Origin of the sequence: Micromonospora avicenniae (genome assembly GCF_900156065.1) — a bacterium.
Classification (GTDB): domain Bacteria; phylum Actinomycetota; class Actinomycetes; order Mycobacteriales; family Micromonosporaceae; genus Micromonospora; species Micromonospora avicenniae.
In genome coordinates this window covers 18535-34523 of record NZ_FTNF01000012.1, presented here as the reverse complement: position 1 = coordinate 34523, position 15989 = coordinate 18535, and the positions used below count along the sequence as shown (strand labels likewise).

Below are 15989 nucleotides of genomic sequence, written 5' to 3'. Positions count from 1 at the left end.
GGGCTTCGCTCCGGGGGCGAGGTCGACAGGTCGGCCTCCCCCTCTGTCGCGCCCGTGCAGCGCTCCACAGTGCCTGCCCACGAGGTCCTTTTGCCTGAGAGGTTCCGGGGAGGATTTGCCCCTTCGGCGCCGCCCGGGTACAGCTGGGCGGTCTCTCCCCCGTGGGTGTTACCGGCATGGTCAACGCTACCAGCGCACGGATTTCCCCCAGGTTTCGTACCCCGGTTTCGTGATCTTGCCCGGTTGGTCCGGCCCGCCCCGGCCCGGCGCCGCACGTGGCCAGGTTCAGCCGGCGGCCACCGGCGTGACGGCGGACACCCCCGACGCCCCCTGCGCCGCACCGGAGATCCGGTCGGCCAGCGCGGGCAGTACCCGACCCAGCGGCGCGTCCACGGTCAACGCCGCGTACGCGTCACCGCGGGTGGCTCCCTGGTTGACGATCACCACGGGGATGCCGAGCTTCGCCGCCCGCAGCACGAACCGCCGCCCCGACATCACCGTCAGCGACGACCCGAGCACCAGCAGCAGCCGAGCCTGCTCCACCAGCGCGAAGCAGCGCGCCACCCGCTCCGCCGGCACCGTCTCACCGAAGAACACCACGTCCGGTTTCAACGTCCCCGTGCCGCAGACTGTGCAGTCCACCACGTGGAACCCCGCCACCTGCGCGTCGTCGAGCTCCACGTCACCATCGGGGTTCACCGCGCCGGCCCGCGCGGCGAAGTCCGGATTCGCCTCCCGCAGCCGCTGGTCCAACTCCTCCCGGGAGATCCGGTTGCCGCAGTCGAGGCAGACCACCACATCGAGGCGCCCGTGCAGCTCCACCACACCCGAACTACCCGCCGCCGTGTGCAACCCGTCGACGTTCTGCGTGATCACCGCGTCGACCAGGCCGGCGTGCTGCAGCCGGGCCACCGCCCGGTGCCCGTCGTTCGGCCACGCCCGGGCCATCAGCCGCCACCCGACGTGGCTGCGCGCCCAGTAGCGGCGCCGCGCCAGCCGATCCCCCGTGAACGTCTGGTACGTCATCGGAGTGTGCCGGCGGGCCACGCCGCTGGGCCCCCGGTAGTCCGGGATCCCCGACTCGGTCGACAGCCCCGCGCCGCTCAACACCACGACACCACCGGCGCTCACCCGGTCGACCAGCCCGTCGATCATCTCCGTCACGCCGTCCATGCTGCCTCAGCGTCCCCCGGCCCGCCCACCGGCGGCTAGGTTGGTGGCATGCGCGTCGTCATCGCAGGAGGCCACGGAAAGATCGCCCGGCTGCTGGAGCGGGAACTCGCCGGACGCGGCGACCAGGCCGTCGGCCTGATCCGCAACCCCGACCAGTCAGCCGCGCTGGCCGCCGCCGGCGCCCAGCCGATCGTCTGCGACCTGGAACGCGCGGACCTCACCGAGGTCGCCGGGCACCTCGCCGGCGCCGACGCGGTGGTGTTCGCAGCCGGTGCCGGACCGGGCAGCGGTGCCGCCCGCAAAGACACCGTCGACCGGGCCGCCGCGGCCCTGCTCGCCGACGCCGCGCAACAAGCCGGCGTCCGCCGCTACCTGCTGGTCTCCTCCATGGGCGTGGAAGACGAGCCGCGGCCCGGCACCGACGAGGTGTTCGCCGCCTACCTGCGGGCCAAGAAAGCCGCCGAGGACGACCTCATCGCCCGCGACCTGGACTGGACGGTGCTGCGACCCGGCCGACTCGTCGACGAGCCGCCCACCGGGCGGATCTCCCTGGCCCGGCACGTGCCCAGCGGCCCGGTCACCCGCACCGACGTCGCCCGAGTCCTGGTGGCGCTGCTCTACGCCCCGGCCACCACCGGGATGATCCTGGAACTCGTCGGCGGCAACACCCCGATCGCCGAGGCGGTCAGGTCCGTCACCGACCGCCCACCGAACTGACACCGACGCGGCGGCGGCGGCCCGACCGGCCCGCGCCCCAGGCGCGTGGGCCGGGCGCGTGGGCCGGGCACCGGCCGGCCGGTGCATCGGTGCTCCCGGCGCCGGCCGACCGGTGTCAGCGCTGATTGTGGCGCGGCAACGCGGTCTGCTGCGCCGCGGCACCGACAGCCTGCCCGACCAGCCGATCCATCGTGCGCGCCAACTGCTCACTGCCGTCGTCCAGATGCCGCGCGGCGGCCTGCATGTGCGAGATCATCATCTCGCCGAAGATCCGCAGGGCCTCCCGGGTGGCGACCGAGTCGTCGAAGCTCGGCCCGGCGTTGCTGCGGTACTCCTTGACCGCCCGCTCCGCCTCCTGCCTCGCCTCCTCCACCGCGGCCTGCATGTAGCTCTCGTACTGGGTGCGGGCGTACTCGGCGACCCGCCGCGCGTAGTCGTGCGCCTGGGCGATGATCTGCTCCGCCTCCCGCTGCGCCGCCGAGAGCAGGTTCACCTCCTTCGCCGCCGGCACCGGTACCGAGGTGTTCTTGCTCGGGATCACACCGTGCCGGTGCAGCTCCACCCGGTCGTTGAGCCGCTCGTTCTCCGCCCGCAGGGTCGCGATCTGCGCCGACAGCAGGTCGAGCTCGTCGGCGACCTGCATCCGGAACCGGTCCACGTCGGTGTTGTCGTAGCCGCGGCGGGCGAACGACGCCGACGAGAACTCCCACCGGCGTACCCGGTCGGCCGTCATCCGCACCTGGACGCCGCCGGACACCTGCTGCATCCCGTCGTACCTGCTGATCGGCGTCGCGCTCACCGCACTGACCTTTCGTTCGTGGCCACAGAACCCACGAGTGCACAACTCGCGTTCACCGGGCACCTCCGGAGTTGTCAGGGGCGGACGCGTCCAACGCCGTCCGCCACGCCGGCCCGTACCAGTGCTTGCCGAGCCCCTCATGGTGCAGCTGCCCCGGGTGGTAACCGGCCTGGGTCAGCGCCCGCACCGAATGGGTGACCATCTCGTCCGAGCCGCACACGTACACGTGCCGGGAACGCCAGTCGCCGTCGGCCAGCGCCCGATCCGCCACGTGCACGAACTCGCCCGGCCGCTGCGGATCCGCACCGACCACGTACGTCACCGTCAACCAGGGGAACGAGGCGGCCAACTTCTCGATCGTCTCGGTGTCGTAGAACTCGAGGCGCGAACGCGCCCCCACGTACAGGTCGACCCGGCGACCGGCCCCCTCCGCGGCGACCTGCTCGACCAGCGCCTTCACCGGCGCCCAGCCGGTGCCGCCGGCCAACAGCAGCAGGTCACTGGATCCGGCCGACCACAACGTCAACCGGTCGCCCACCGGCGAGGCCAGGTGGATCTGATCCCCCACCGCCGTGCCGTACACCAGCCGCGACGACACCACACCACCGGGCGCGGCCCGCACGTGCAGCTCCAACGTGCCGTCCTGCCGCGGCGCGTTCGCCGGCGAGTAGTAACGCCACGTCCGCACCGCCGGGTGCGACACCCCGACTGACTGCCCCGGCGCGAACGGCAACAGGTACTGCGGTCGCAGGGTCAGCACCGCAACGTCGAACGCCCGCCGTTCGTGCGCCACGACCTCGGCCACCCACCAAGGCGGGGCCACCGCCTCCGCCGCCTGCGCAGCCTCGATCATCACCTGCGACACCAGCCCGTACGCGGCCGTCCAGTCCTGGGCCAGCTCCTCGGTCCACTGCTCGCCGAGGAAGTGCTGCAACGTGGCGACAAGCGCCTCACCCACGGCCGGGTAGTGCTCGGGCCGTACCGCGAACTTGCGGTGATCGGCGCCGAGATCCTTGAGGAACCCGACGAGCCGGTCCACCTGATCCACGTTGGTCACGATGTGCGCCAACGCGGTGACCAGCCGGTCCCGCTGCCCGGCCATGTTCGTCGGGAACATCTGCCGGGTCTCGGGGTGGGACAGGAACAACGTCGAGTAGAAGTAGAGCGGCACCTGGTCGCCGTGCGCGGCGACCAGGGACCAACTCTGCTTGAGCCGTGCGACGTCCACGTTCAGGCGCCCGGCTGGTTCCCGGCGGACACCACCTGGTCCTGCACCTGACCCAGCACCACCTGCACGTGCGCCAGCACGTCAGCCGGCACGCCCAGCTCGGTCAGCGTCCCGATCAGGTGCTCACCGACCTTCGCGTAGTGCTCGACCGGGATGTTCATCGGCTGGTGCGCCTCGGCCAACCCCCGGCCGCTGTACTCGTTCGGGCCACCGAGCACCACGGTCAGCATCAGCGCCAGGTGCCGGCGCTGGCCGACCATGTCCACGTTGGTGAAGTAGCCGGCGAGCGCCGGGTCGGCGAGCACCTTGTCGTAGAACAGCTCGACGGCGGCCTTCACCGAGCTGGCGCCGCCGATCCGCTCGTAGTGCGAGACGGGGGTGGTCTCTTCCGTAACCGTCACGGTCTTTCCTTCCGAAATGGAGGGGTGCGCGGAGGGGCAACGGTCCGCCGGCGCGGCAGGCGACGCCCCGAGGGCGACAGCCTTTCCCGGGCCGACCGCGTCAGGGACCATAGCGCGTCGTACGGCCCCGGTCATCGCCCCCCTATCAGATTCCTGACACTGTCCACTACACGTAGTGACGAAAACCCGGCAAGATGATCAACCTTTCGCGATCAGAAAACCACGATCAGTCACCGTCCGCGGTCGGCCGTCCACACCGGAACCACTACCGAAAACGGCCCTCCACAGCCGCTTCAACCCCGCTGACCACCGCAGACGGCCGATGACCGATCGCCTGACCAGGATCATCCGTACCGCCAGGGCCATCTCAGCCAGGAGTATGACCAACCCCGCCGAACGGTCGACCACCCGGCTCAACCCGCAGCTACCTATACGGACAGTCACCACGAAAATTGCAACAACCCTCGGCGCGTCGCGCGCACCGTACGTCACAGAACCCCACGACAGAGCCGCCCGACAGCACCTGGAGACCCGAGCGAACACAACCCGACCAGGCCCCGGCCACACGAAGAAGCGGGCGCGTCGTCACCGACACACCCGCCACGCCTACCGTCGAAACAGGGGCTCAGCCCACCCGCCGACGCGCCCGCCGGGCCGCCAACTCGTCGCCCACCGACTCCGGCGCCGCCGCCGGCTCACCGGCATGGGCATCCGCCGCCGGCTCCGCCGGCAGGTGCGACAACGACCCCTGGATCTCCTTGAACGCCCCACCGATGGCGATGCCGAACACCCCCTGGCCGCCCTGCAACAGGTCGACCACCTCCTCCGGGGAACGGCACTCGTACACCGTCGTACCGTCCGAGATCAACGTGATCCCCGCCAGGTCCTCCACCCCACGCGAACGCAGCGCCTCGATCGCCTTCCGGATGTTCTGCAACGACACCCCGGCGTCCAACAGCCGCTTCACGACCTTCAACACCACCAGGTCGCGGAACGAATACAACCGCTGCGTGCCCGAACCCGACGCGTCCCGGACACTCGGCACCACCAGACCCGTGCGAGCCCAGTAGTCCAACTGGCGGTAACTGATACCCACCGCATGGCAGGCCGTCACACCCCGATAACCCACCGAACCGTCACTGTCCGTCGCCGACCACGACGCCGCCACACCCGGCTCGTCAGGTTCCGTACCCGGATCGGAATTCCGCGGCTCGTGCATCCGGACAACCTCCCCGCCCGTGCGGTGCCGCGTCGTTTCCGGGACGCGACCCCTCGACACGGCAACCCTATAGCGACCTTGAGGAGTTACCGAGCAGAAACCGCCGCGACACGCCGCGCAGCCACACAGAAGATCACCACACGAAGCGTGACGTCACCCACTGTGACGTCACGCTGCGGACAGCCCGCCGACAGGCCACCACCCGCTCAGCCCGCGAAGTCCTCCGGACGCACCTGCTCCAGGAACTCGCGGAACTTCTCCACCTCGTCCTCCTGCTCGTCAGGGATCACGATCCCCGCCTCACTGAGGACCTGCTCAGCACAACGAATGGGAGCCCCCACCCGCAACGCCAACGCGATCGAATCGCTCGGCCGGGCCGACACCCGCACCCCGTCCCCGATCAACAGGTCGGCATAGAACACGTTGTCCTTGAGCTCAGTGATCTCCACCGCCCGCAACGGCGCATCCAGCGCCGCCAGAACATCCCGCAGAAGATCGTGCGTCAACGGCCGGGCCGGCTTGACCCCCTGTTGCTCGTAAGCGATCGCCGTCGCCTCGACCGCGCCGATCCAAATCGGCAGATAGCGGTCCCCCTCGACCTCCCTGAGCAGGACGATCGGCTGGTTGCTGGGCAGCTCCACCCGAACCCCGACCACGCTCAGCTCGCGCACCGCCGCCTCCGTGTCGTTGTCACCTACGCCGCACCGCACCCTTCCCTGCACGGTACACGGACCGCGACACGGCCGTCCCACGCGCTACCCGCACCACGCCCGCGCCAGAAAGGGGTTACCCCAGCAAGCCTACGACACGCTTCCCGGGACAGATCTTTCCGCACACCGCCCCCGACGACGCCTCACCGGCCCAACGTCGAACGCAACCCCACCCGCACCAACGCCGCGTGCAACTGCTGCGACAACGCCACCAACTCCCGCGCCGTCTCCGCCGCCCGCGCCCGCGCCGCCGGATCACTCTGCCGCACCAACGGCGCCACCAACTGCGCGAACAAACCAACCTCCCGGTCCGCCGCCGTCCGATAACCCCGCAGATGCCGCGGCTCCAAGCCGTACGCCGCCAGACCCGCCACCGCCCCAGCGATGATCAACGCGTCCCCGTCGTACCAACCCGGCGGATCACACACCACCACACCGAGCCGCTCCAACTCCGCCAGCGTCGACTCGTCCAGACCGCTACGAGCCAGCAGATCCGAGCGGCCGAGCCGTACCTCCGACGACTCGACCGGTTCGTCCGCCGCCCGACCCGGCACCTCACCACCCGGGCCGACCGCCACCAGCGTCGGCCGGGAACGACCCGGGGCAGCACCAGTCGCATCCCACTCGACCAACTGCTCCCGGATCACCCGCAACGGCAGATACTGATCCCGCTGCGCGGTCAGCACAAACCGCAGCCGCGCCACATCGTCCCAGCTGTACTTCCGGTAACCAGCCGCCGTACGCTGCGGCTCGACCAGCCCCTCAGCCTCAAGGAACCGCAACTTCGAGATCGTGACGTCGGGGAAATCCGCCCGCAGCTGACCCAGCACCTCACCGATGCTCATCAGCGGCTGGGACCGGGCCGCCCCCGGTGACGTGGAGGCCGCAGGCTCGTTCACCCCCGGCCGGCCTCCTCCTCCGGACGCGGACCGGCGATGAACACCACCCGGAACTTCCCGATCTGCACCTCGTCACCATTGCTCAACGTGGCAGCCTCGACCCGCTCCCGGTTCACGTAGGTGCCGTTCAGGCTCCCCACGTCGCGCACCGTGAACGTCCCACCATCCCGGTGGAACTCCGCGTGCCGCCGGGACACCGTCACATCGTCGAGGAAGATGTCACTGTCAGGGTGCCGGCCGCTGGTCGTCACATCGTGATCCAACAGGAACCGGGCTCCAGCGTTCGGGCCGCGACGAACCACCAGCAGCGCCATTCCCGGCGGCAACGAGCCGGACATCCGGCTCGGCACCACATCGGTGTCCGGCCCCTCCAGCACTTCGTCGAGCGAACCGAGATTGAGCGTCGAAGTGACGTCGAGCGGGGGGAACTCGTCGTCTGGGCGCGTCATGGGACCACCTCACGGATCTGTTCGGTCGGCGTCGGGTAATGGCGGGTCTGGCCGCCGGGCAGTCGCACACCCGGCGGCTGGCTCCCCGTGCCCGGGAAGGCAATTCCGCAACGCTCAACTATTGGGTTCTCGGTCGACTGGGCGAGCCTAGCCAGCGCCGAAAAGCAGGGCAACCGGACGCGCGGACTCAACAGGCGCACCGGATCAAGCTCACTCAGCTCTCGGCGAGTTCGCGGTACGCGCCCGCAGTCAGCAGCCCGTCCACCGCCGTCGGATCATCCGGAGTGATCTCCACCAACCAACCCGCACCGTACGGGTCAGTGTTGATCACCTCCGGGGTGTCGCCGAGCGCCTCGTTGCGCGCGGCCACCGTGCCGCTCACCGGGGCGTAGATCTCCGACACACTCTTCGTCGACTCGATCTCACCCAACGAATCACCAGCCGCCACCACCGAACCCGGATCAGGCAGCTGCACATACACGATGTCACCCAGTGCGTCCTGCGCGAAGTGCGTGATGCCGACCCGGACCGCTCCGGTGCCGTCACCCGCCACCCACTCGTGCTCGGCGGTGTATCGCAGATCCTCAGGAATCAACAGACGCGTCCTTCATCCATCGTGCTACGGGCACCCACCCGCAGCAGCCACGCCCGGTCAGGAAACCGGGCGGGCGTGTTCCAGCTTGATCGGCGCGTGCAGCGCCGAAACCTCGGCAGCCTCACGATCCTCAACGATCACGTTACCGCCGTCACCCTGGACCGACGCGACCACCCCACCAGGAATGTTCAACGCCGTACGCATCGTCGCCGGATCACCGATCACCGTGATCGTGTACGGAGCCGTCAACCGCCGCCCGTCCACGACCAGCGAACCGTTCTCCCCATCCAGGAAGTACGTCGACGCGATGATCCGTGCCGTCGCCCGATCTCCACCGGAGATCTGCATCGCCTCCGCGCCGGCACCCCGCAACTCCTGCACCGCGTCCAACACCCGCGACGCCGAAATCGTCTTGGCACCCGCCTCGAAGCGCACCGTCAGACCCGGCCCCGTCGCCGGCAACGTGCCCGCCAGGATGCCCAACTCGTCCGCCCGCCGCGTCGCCTCGTCCAACGCCGCCTGCCGGCCCTGCTCACCGGAACGCAACTGACGCTGGCTGTCCTCCAGCCCGGAGATGTCCTGCCGCAACCGGTTCTCCCGCGCGTCCAGGTCCGACAGGATCCGCACCAGGTCCTCCTGCCGGGTCGCACCCGCAGTCGGATCGGTCGACGTCGTCTTCAACTGCACCACCAGGGTGAACCCCAGCAACGCCAACAACGCGGCGATCATCACACTCGCCGTCGACAACCGCGAACGCACCGAACCAACCCACGCCGGACGGTCACCGGGCAACCCCACCGTCACATCCTCAGCCGGCTCCGCCCCAGCCCCGTCCCGATCCGGCTCCTCACGCGGCGCCAGCGGACTCAACTCGTCCGGATCCGGCGCGTCCGGCCGCGGATCCGGCTGCCCGCCCGGCCCCTCCGGACGCCCCGGAGGCGCGGGCTGCGGCCAACCCGTGCCGGTCTCGCTCTGCTCCTCGCTGCTCATCGCTTAGAACCTACGCCCGGAACAGGTGCCGACGGATCGCCGCCACGTTTCCGAAGATCCGCACCCCGAGCACGACGACCACACCCGTGGACAACTGACCACCCACGCCCAACTGGTCACCCAGATACACGATCAAAGCCGCCACCAGCACGTTCGAGATGAACGACACCACGAACTGCTTGTCGTCGAAAATCCGGTCGAGCTTCGCCCGCACCCCACCGAACACCGCGTCCAACGCCGCCACCACGGCGATCGGCAAGTAGGGCTGCAACGCCGCGGGCACACTGGGGTCGAGCCACACCCCGAGAACCACACCGGCGAGCAACGCCAGGACCGCGATCATCGACCACCTCCGGAGGGGCTGGGAGACGTCCCTGAGCCGGTCGACCCGGGACTGGCGGACCGGTCACCCGACGGCGAGGCGCTCGGGCTACCCGGTGGTTCCGCGTAGCGTAGCTGCGGCTCCGGAGCGGCCGGCAGAGTGAGGTCGTCAGCCTCGCGAACCCCGAACGACAGGCCCGTCTTCTCGGCCACCTCCCGCATCAAATCGGCGTTGCGGCTCTTCTCGAAACGACGCTTCATCGACCCCGGCCCGATCGCCGACACCTCGTACGGCCCGGTCACCGGCCGGAAGTCGACCAAAATCGCCTCCCCGGCCGAACGGATCGTCGACGTCGCCGTCAACCGCTGCCCGTTGATCGAGATCGCCTCCGCGCCCGCGCTCCACAAGGCGTTCGCCACTCCCTGCAGATCGCTGTACAGCACCCGAGGCGGACCGGCGCCCGCACCGGTCACCGCATCCGCGTCACCAGACGCGTCCGCCAACCGGACCACCACCCCGTCACCGCGAACCCGGCCCATGCCGGTGCCCGCCTCGAGGTCACGCAGGCGCGCCGCGGCCGAACCGCTCAGCGCCGCATCCCGCTGCCGGCCGACCTCCTCCCGCAACCGGTCGGCACGCGCGGACAACTCGTCGGTCTCCCGCTCCCGCTCCTTGATCTGCGTCACCAGGCCCGAGCGTGCCTGGCTGCGCCCCGGCTCGTCCTCCATCGTCTGCCGGTACGCCACGGCCAGCAGGAACCCGAGCACCACCAGCACCACGACGGTCACCGTCTGGGCCGAGCGGGCGCGCACCCTCGACGGCGGATCGACCCGACGGCGCTGCGCCGCCGCCGCGTAACCCGGCTCCAGCGGATTGCGGAAGAGCTCGGTCAAAAAGTCCGGCGCGTACGTGCGGGTTGGACGTTCACGTCCGGCCGGGTCCGTGCTCACGCCACCGCCCCCGCGCCGCGCGCCGCGCGGACCAGCCGGGACGCCTGGATCACGTACATGATTCCGGCCACCCAGTAGAGGACCAGGCCCCACCATGCCAGCCCCCATCCGAGCGCACCGGCCACGTCGGTGGCGCCGGGCACGGCGGACGCGAGCAGCAGGGTCGGGAAGGCGGCCAGGAGCAGGAACGTCGCCGTCTTGCCGACGTAGTGCACCGGCGGCGGGCCGTACCCGAAACGGCGAAGTACGCCCAGCGAAGCGAGCAGCAGCAGCTCCCGCGCCAGCAGCGCTGCGGTGAACTGCCACGGCACCACCTCACGGGCGGTGAACCCGACCAGGGTGGCGAGGATGTAGAGCCGGTCGGCGAGCGGATCGAGCAACTCCCCCAGCCGGCTCACCTGGTGCAGCCGGCGGGCGACCCAGCCGTCGACCCAGTCGGTGGTGCCACCGACGGCGAGGACGACGAGCGCGGCGACGTCGGCGTGCGCACCCAGCAACAGGTAAAGGAAGATCGGCACGCCCAGCAGACGCAGGAAGCTGATCAGGTTGGGCACGGTGAGCACCCGACCGGGTGCCGTGCCGCCGGAGGCTCGTGGTTGCTCTGCCTCAGCCGGCCGACGCGACACCGAACCTCCTTTGCGACGCGCCCCGGCGCCCGGCCGAGGTCGGGCGCTGCGCAGGCACGTACGCGTTGTCGGGCCGGCCATCGCCGGCGCCCCCCTGTGCGGTCCCGCCGAACGGGACCTTCGCCTGAAGTCGGCCCGCGATCGACGATCGCGGGCCGGGTGAGTTGCGCTGCCACTATATCGGGCTGCTCGCCCGGCCCGGCCGTCCAGACAGCTGCGGCGTCCGTGCTGTTTCGATGTGCGACGCGTCACCACCCGTAGGGCATCCTAGGACACCAGTGGAGGTGACAGGAGAGCTGGACCTCTGGAGCTTCGGAAGCGACGCGGCCCTGCTCACGCCGTCCGTACGGTCGGGTCCTTCTGCTGCTCGCCGGACGCGAGCGCGGCGGCCTGCTCGAAGGCCATCAGACCGATCAGCAGATCGTTCTGCGCCCGGGCCGGCATCCGGTCGAGCACGGCCTGCACCGCCCGCTGCCGCCGCTCGGTCAGCTCACGCAGGAGTTGCCGACCAGCGGCGGTGGGCAGCAGGCGGACCTCACGACGGTCTCGCGGGTCCGCCGCCCGACGGAGCAGCCCGGTCGCCTCGAGCCGGTCACAGAGCCGGCTCGCCGAGGACGGCACGACGTCCAGCAGTTCGGCCAGCCGGTTGACGTTCGTCTCCGACCGGGCGCAGATCAGCGAAAGCACCCGCAACTGCGTCGGAGGAACCGAGACCTGGTGCCGGGACGCGGTCGAGTCCAGCACGTTGACGAGCGCTTCGGCGGCCGCGTCGATCGCCGCGGCGAGATTCGGAGGTCGCTCCACCCGATGTCCCCTGCCATCGTCCGCTCGCGGCCCGGCCGCGGTGCCTCATTCGGCGTCCCGGCCGCGGACACCGTGCCAGTCCAGGCAGACCACGACGGCGTCGTCGCGCAGATCGGTGTCCACGTGGTAGGCGTGCAGTTCGCGCATCACCGTACCAACTGCCTCGGCCGCCGGCTGCAACCGCGTGGAGCGCATCGCGCGCGCCATCGCCCGATCGCCGTACGGTTCCCCGCCGCTCGGGCTGGCCGCCCACACGCCGTCGCTGACCACGAACAGGCGGTCGCCCGGAAGCAGTGCGAACTCCTGCAGGTCGTAGCGGGCCTCGGCGAACATGCCCAGCGGCAGTTGCTGGTCCAGCGTGATCGGCTCCACCGTGCCGCCCCGCAACCGCAGTACGTGCGGCGATCCGGCGTCCACCGCCCGCACCTGGCCGGTGCGCAGGTCCAGTTCGAGAAGGAGGGTGGACACGTACCGCCGCCCCCGGTGCTGATAGTGCAAGGTGTCGGAGGCGAGTTCGGCCTGTTCGGTGAGGCCGCCGCCGGAACGACGGGCGTTGCGCATCGAGTTGACCGCGACCACTGTCAGCAACGACGCGGCCAGCCCCGTGCCGTCACCGTTGAGCACCGTCACGGTCAGCCGCTCACCGTCCAGAGACCAGTCGAAGTGGTCACCGGCCACCGTGTAGGCGGGCTCGAGTTGGCCGGCGAGGTGGAACGCGGGGTGCTCGACACTGCGTCCGGGAAGCAGTTCCCACTGCAGCTCGGCCGCCATGCTCAGGCGTTCCCGTCGGCGTGCCCGGCGGTAGCGGTCGGTCTCCCGGTCGGCGGCCCGGATCGCCATCGCCAGGGCACCGGCGATGTCGACGGCCTGTTCCTCGTCTCCCGGACCGGGCGCACCAAGCAACTCGATCATGAGCACGCCCAACCGTTCCCCCCACACCGACAGCGGCAGGAACACCCGGCACCGGCCGTCGTCGGCGGCGATTTGAACCGGCCGCTGGCTGCTGAAGCAGCGCCGCGCCGCCGCTTCGTGGGCGCGCAGAGCGGCCGGTGACAGCTCCGGCTCGAGCATCGGCCAGAGCCCGTTGATCCGGTAGTCGGCGATGAACACCTCGGTGCGGGTGGCACCCAGCACGGACCGGATCGCACGGTCGGCGGCCTCCACCAACTGGTCCGGCGGGGCCGCCCGCAGGGCGCGTGACACCGGCTCGGGACCGTCCACCATGGTTGTTCCTCCGGGAAATTTGCTGTGGGGCAAGCATCATACGGAGAGCCCACAGCGGCCGGGCGGCCGGTGGCCCGCCCGGCCGTTCCCTGCGGTGGAGGGCCTCGTCAGTCGTCGCCGCGGACCGCGACCCCGCCGTGAAAGGCGTCGGGAAGCGGCGTAGGTGTCACATCGGGCCGCCAGTGGGTCACCGCGAGGATGCCGTCCTCGGTGGGCGTCCAGCGACCGAGCAACGGGCGGAACGCGGCAGGCGCGCGCATCCGGAACGCCGGGCCCATCATGGCCAGTGCCTCGGGGTTGCCGGCCAACTCCTCGGTGTCGAAGTCGATGGCCAGGCAACTGCCCGGCGCCGCCGCCGTGTAGAGCTCGTCGAGGGTGCGGGTCAACGTGTCGTCGTCGAGGAACGCGGCGAGACCGAGGAACACCACCCCCACCGGTCTCCTCCCCCACCCCGGCACGAACCGGTGCAGCTGAGCCGGATCGATCGTGCCGATGTCGGTGGCGTCGCCGTACCCGTAGCCGGCCCGGTCGCTGCCAGCGAGGAGGCGCTGGCCGAGCCGGATCGTGACGGGGTCGACATCGGTGTAGAGGACGGTCGCCTCCGGGGCCATCTCGTGCACGTTGCCCATGGTGGGCACCCCGGCTCCGAACACCAGGAACCCGTCCACCCCGCGCGCGGCGATCGCCCGCACGGCCCGGCCGAGGAAGGCGCGCAGTTCCCGGAAGATCGGCGCGCACGGCCCGTACGCCTGCTCGAAGGCGCGCGCCGCGGCCACGTCGACCGGGAAGTGGTGTTCCCCGCCGAGCCAGAAGTCGATCATGCGTGCAGTACTCGGCTGATCGGGTTCAACCATCGATGACGCTCCCTCCCCGGTGGTCGTCGCCAGCGTACCGACCGGGCGTCCTGCGCGGTATCGCTCCGACACCACCACACCAGCGGGAATACTGACCGGCGGAGGCAGGAGGTGAATGGTGAACTCGTCGGACGGCCAGGCCGTCGTCGTCGGGGTGGACGGCTCGGAGCCGGCGCTACGGGCCGTGCGCCTCGCCGCCACCGAGGCGACCCGCCGGCAGCGGCCGCTACGGGTGATCCACGGATTCATCTGGCCGCTGCTGCACGTACCGCTCACCATCCCGTCGGGCCCGCCCGCCGGGCTACGCGAGCAGGCGGAGCAGATCGTCGCGGCGGCGGTCGCCGAGGCCGAGACCACCGCACCGGGCGTACGGGTCACCGGCGAGACCATCGACGGGGAGGCCACCGCCGTGCTGCTCGGCGAGACAGCCGCCGCCGCGATGATCGTGCTCGGAGACCGCGGCCTGGGCGGATTCTCCGCCCTGGTGGTGGGATCCGTGGCGATCCAGGTCGCCTCGTACGCCGACTGTCCGGTGCTGGTCGCCCGCGGCGCCCCACGCACCGAAGGGCCGGTGGTGGTCGGAGTGGACGGTTCCCAGTCGTCCATCCTCGCGCTCGGGTTCGCCGCCGACACCGCCGCCGCGCGGGGCGCCGAACTGCTGGCGGTGCACGCCTACCGGCACCCCACCTCGACCGGTCCCGGCGACATGCAGCCCCTCGTGTACGACGAGGCGCAGCTGCACGGCGAGGAGGAGCGGGTGCTCGCCGAGTCCCTCGCCGGGCTCGCCGACCGGTACCCGGAACTGCACGTCACCCGGCAGGCGGTACGCGCGCGCCCCGGCAAGGCCCTCACCGAGGCGTCCCGGACCGCGCAGCTGGTGGTGGTCGGGGGGCAGGGGCGAGGTGAATTCACCGGGTTGCTGCTGGGATCGGTGAGCCAGTCGGTGCTGCACCACGCGGACTGCCCGGTCGCCGTGGTACGCGGACCACGCTGAGCACGGTTGCCGCAGGCGGCAACGGGTAAGCGTCGCGGAGCCATCGGCGACAGCGACCGGAGGAGGCAGCGATGCCAGGACCACGGCCGGGCAGTAACGCGTACGACAAGCAGCGCGCGCGGATCCGCAACGCGATCGACAATGCCGGACGGCGGACACCGGACGGCCGGGCGGACGAGGTCGCGAACCGGATCCTCCAGGAGGATCGGGGTCAGCGCGGTGTGATCCGTGGCGAGCGGGTGTACGGACCCAAGGGCGAGCGCGAACCGGGCGACCCGAAGTGAGGACCGTCGAGCTGGCCGACGGCGCCATCGCCGGCGCCGTCGGCAGCACCGTCCTGAATGTGGTGACCTACCTCGACATGGCGCTGCGCGGCCGGCCGGCGAGCAGCACCCCGGAGCAGGTGGTGGGCCGGCTCACGGACATCGCCCACATCAGCCTCGGATCCGCGCAGGCGGCGGAGAACCGCCGATCCGGACTCGGACCGCTGACCGGCTACGCCACCGGCATCGCCGCCGGTGTGGGCTTCGCGCTCCTGGCCCGCGGCCGCCGCCGGCCGATCGCCACGGCCGGTCCCCTGCTCGGCGCGGGCGTGATGGTGATGTCGAACGGGCCGATGACGGTGCTGAAGGTGACCGACCCCCGCACCTGGCGGCGCTCCGACTGGATCGCCGACATCATTCCGCACCTGCTCTACGGGTTGGCGGCCACAGCCACCTGGAACCGGCTGCGACCGCCCTCGTAAACCCGGCGCTCAACCCTTGGTGTCGCTCTCGTCCTCGGCCAGTTCACCGGTCGGGCCGTAGGGCGACGCCTGCCCCTTGGGCATCGGTCGCCCCTCGTCACCACGGGACGAGCCCCGGTTGAGCGGATGGCCGGTCGGCTTCGGGCCCTTGCTGTCCTGGCTCGTCGCGCCCTTGGCGTTACGCCGGAACTCCTGCTGCTGCGGATTGACCACCGGTGTCTCCTTCCGGGTGGACGGCTCACGGCATCGACCGCCTCCGGGTGGGGTTACCCACCGCCGTCGGCGCCATT

General features: G+C 70.8%; 21 protein-coding genes and 1 riboswitch. Of the genes, 4 read left to right on the top strand and 17 right to left on the bottom strand.

Going from position 1 to position 15989, the window contains the following annotated elements; all coding sequences use genetic code 11:
* Window positions 1-72 precede the first annotated feature (72 nt).
* Window positions 73-170: riboswitch (glycine riboswitch) on the bottom strand.
* Between the two features lie 115 nt (window positions 171-285).
* On the bottom strand, window positions 286-1173 hold the full coding sequence (locus BXA10_RS18855; protein ID WP_076471725.1) for an NAD-dependent protein deacetylase: 888 nt from the start codon (window positions 1171-1173) through the stop codon (window positions 286-288).
* A 48-nt stretch (window positions 1174-1221) separates the two neighbouring features.
* On the opposite strand from BXA10_RS18855, the gene BXA10_RS18850 reads away from it, so the two are divergent.
* Complete coding sequence (locus BXA10_RS18850; protein WP_076471724.1) at window positions 1222-1890, top strand: NAD(P)H-binding protein; 669 nt, start codon at window positions 1222-1224, stop codon at window positions 1888-1890.
* A gap of 115 nt (window positions 1891-2005) precedes the next feature.
* Here BXA10_RS18850 and BXA10_RS18845 read toward each other — a convergent pair whose 3' ends face one another.
* The 15 genes from BXA10_RS18845 to BXA10_RS18775 all read right to left on the bottom strand — a co-directional run bounded on the left by BXA10_RS18845 (window position 2006) and on the right by BXA10_RS18775 (window position 13960).
* Window positions 2006-2689 (bottom strand): DivIVA domain-containing protein, encoded by a 684-nt coding sequence (locus BXA10_RS18845; protein ID WP_076471723.1) that lies wholly within the window; start codon window positions 2687-2689, stop codon window positions 2006-2008.
* A 52-nt stretch (window positions 2690-2741) separates the two neighbouring features.
* The gene (locus tag BXA10_RS18840; RefSeq protein ID WP_076471722.1) at window positions 2742-3917 is read right to left on the bottom strand and encodes a globin domain-containing protein; all 1176 of its coding nucleotides are present in this window, start codon (window positions 3915-3917) and stop codon (window positions 2742-2744) included.
* 2 nt (window positions 3918-3919) lie between these two features.
* Window positions 3920-4318, bottom strand: coding sequence for a group I truncated hemoglobin (locus BXA10_RS18835; RefSeq protein ID WP_076471721.1), 399 nt, complete (start codon window positions 4316-4318; stop codon window positions 3920-3922).
* Window positions 4319-4943: 625 nt separating this feature from the next.
* Window positions 4944-5537, bottom strand: a complete 594-nt coding sequence (locus BXA10_RS18830; protein ID WP_076471720.1) for a MerR family transcriptional regulator — start codon at window positions 5535-5537, stop codon at window positions 4944-4946.
* Window positions 5538-5743: 206 nt separating this feature from the next.
* Window positions 5744-6208 carry a bifunctional nuclease family protein gene (locus tag BXA10_RS18825; protein ID WP_076471719.1) on the bottom strand — a complete coding sequence of 155 codons (465 nt, stop codon included), beginning with the start codon at window positions 6206-6208 and terminating at the stop codon, window positions 5744-5746.
* 182 nt (window positions 6209-6390) lie between these two features.
* Window positions 6391-7092, bottom strand: a complete 702-nt coding sequence (gene ftsR, locus BXA10_RS18820; RefSeq protein WP_175649247.1) for a transcriptional regulator FtsR — start codon at window positions 7090-7092, stop codon at window positions 6391-6393.
* Window positions 7093-7142: 50 nt separating this feature from the next.
* Complete coding sequence (gene odhI / locus BXA10_RS18815) at window positions 7143-7595, bottom strand: oxoglutarate dehydrogenase inhibitor Odhl (protein ID WP_007071101.1); 453 nt, start codon at window positions 7593-7595, stop codon at window positions 7143-7145.
* 214 nt (window positions 7596-7809) lie between these two features.
* Window positions 7810-8190, bottom strand: coding sequence for a glycine cleavage system protein GcvH (gene gcvH, locus BXA10_RS18810; protein WP_076471717.1), 381 nt, complete (start codon window positions 8188-8190; stop codon window positions 7810-7812).
* Window positions 8191-8247: 57 nt separating this feature from the next.
* Complete coding sequence (locus BXA10_RS18805; RefSeq protein WP_076471716.1) at window positions 8248-9180, bottom strand: DUF881 domain-containing protein; 933 nt, start codon at window positions 9178-9180, stop codon at window positions 8248-8250.
* 10 nt (window positions 9181-9190) lie between these two features.
* Window positions 9191-9523: a small basic family protein gene (locus tag BXA10_RS18800; protein WP_076471715.1), complete on the bottom strand. Its 333-nt coding sequence runs from the start codon at window positions 9521-9523 to the stop codon at window positions 9191-9193.
* The gene (locus BXA10_RS18795) at window positions 9520-10452 is read right to left on the bottom strand and encodes a DUF881 domain-containing protein (protein ID WP_076471714.1); all 933 of its coding nucleotides are present in this window, start codon (window positions 10450-10452) and stop codon (window positions 9520-9522) included. Before BXA10_RS18795 ends, BXA10_RS18800 begins: the two co-directional genes overlap by 4 nt.
* Window positions 10449-11078, bottom strand: a complete 630-nt coding sequence (gene clsA / locus BXA10_RS18790) for a cardiolipin synthase ClsA (protein WP_076471713.1) — start codon at window positions 11076-11078, stop codon at window positions 10449-10451. The genes BXA10_RS18795 and clsA overlap by 4 nt, the downstream gene beginning before the upstream one ends.
* A 333-nt stretch (window positions 11079-11411) precedes the next feature.
* Entirely contained in the window at window positions 11412-11882 is a 471-nt protein-coding gene (locus tag BXA10_RS18785) for a MarR family winged helix-turn-helix transcriptional regulator (RefSeq protein WP_076471712.1), read from the bottom strand.
* 45 nt (window positions 11883-11927) lie between these two features.
* Entirely contained in the window at window positions 11928-13106 is a 1179-nt protein-coding gene (locus BXA10_RS18780) for a PP2C family protein-serine/threonine phosphatase (RefSeq protein ID WP_076471711.1), read from the bottom strand.
* Between the two features lie 107 nt (window positions 13107-13213).
* On the bottom strand, window positions 13214-13960 hold the full coding sequence (locus tag BXA10_RS18775; RefSeq protein ID WP_076471710.1) for an SAM-dependent methyltransferase: 747 nt from the start codon (window positions 13958-13960) through the stop codon (window positions 13214-13216).
* Window positions 13961-14078: 118 nt separating this feature from the next.
* On the opposite strand from BXA10_RS18775, the gene BXA10_RS18770 reads away from it, so the two are divergent.
* From BXA10_RS18770 to BXA10_RS18760, 3 genes are all read left to right on the top strand, one after another.
* The gene (locus BXA10_RS18770) at window positions 14079-14954 is read left to right on the top strand and encodes a universal stress protein (protein WP_076471874.1); all 876 of its coding nucleotides are present in this window, start codon (window positions 14079-14081) and stop codon (window positions 14952-14954) included.
* Window positions 14955-15025: 71 nt separating this feature from the next.
* Complete coding sequence (locus tag BXA10_RS18765) at window positions 15026-15238, top strand: phosphatidylethanolamine-binding protein (protein ID WP_076471709.1); 213 nt, start codon at window positions 15026-15028, stop codon at window positions 15236-15238.
* Window positions 15235-15699 (top strand): hypothetical protein, encoded by a 465-nt coding sequence (locus BXA10_RS18760; RefSeq protein WP_076471708.1) that lies wholly within the window; start codon window positions 15235-15237, stop codon window positions 15697-15699. Before BXA10_RS18765 ends, BXA10_RS18760 begins: the two co-directional genes overlap by 4 nt.
* 9 nt (window positions 15700-15708) lie before the next feature.
* Here the strand turns inward: BXA10_RS18760 and BXA10_RS18755 are convergent, their stop codons facing one another.
* Window positions 15709-15912 carry a hypothetical protein gene (locus tag BXA10_RS18755; RefSeq protein ID WP_076471707.1) on the bottom strand — a complete coding sequence of 68 codons (204 nt, stop codon included), beginning with the start codon at window positions 15910-15912 and terminating at the stop codon, window positions 15709-15711.
* Window positions 15913-15989: the final 77 nt, after the last annotated feature.

Coding starts and splice junctions, on each gene's coding strand:
- BXA10_RS18855 (WP_076471725.1), bottom strand. CDS start 1,173: ATGGACGGCGTGACGGAGATGATCGACGGGCTGGTCGACCGGGTGAGC.
- BXA10_RS18850 (WP_076471724.1), top strand. CDS start 1,222: ATGCGCGTCGTCATCGCAGGAGGCCACGGAAAGATCGCCCGGCTGCTG.
- BXA10_RS18830 (WP_076471720.1), bottom strand. CDS start 5,537: ATGCACGAGCCGCGGAATTCCGATCCGGGTACGGAACCTGACGAGCCG.
- ftsR (WP_175649247.1), bottom strand. CDS start 7,092: ATGAGCATCGGTGAGGTGCTGGGTCAGCTGCGGGCGGATTTCCCCGAC.
- odhI (WP_007071101.1), bottom strand. CDS start 7,595: ATGACGCGCCCAGACGACGAGTTCCCCCCGCTCGACGTCACTTCGACG.
- BXA10_RS18805 (WP_076471716.1), bottom strand. CDS start 9,180: ATGAGCAGCGAGGAGCAGAGCGAGACCGGCACGGGTTGGCCGCAGCCC.
- BXA10_RS18800 (WP_076471715.1), bottom strand. CDS start 9,523: ATGATCGCGGTCCTGGCGTTGCTCGCCGGTGTGGTTCTCGGGGTGTGG.
- BXA10_RS18780 (WP_076471711.1), bottom strand. CDS start 13,106: ATGGTGGACGGTCCCGAGCCGGTGTCACGCGCCCTGCGGGCGGCCCCG.
- BXA10_RS18775 (WP_076471710.1), bottom strand. CDS start 13,960: ATGGTTGAACCCGATCAGCCGAGTACTGCACGCATGATCGACTTCTGG.
- BXA10_RS18765 (WP_076471709.1), top strand. CDS start 15,026: ATGCCAGGACCACGGCCGGGCAGTAACGCGTACGACAAGCAGCGCGCG.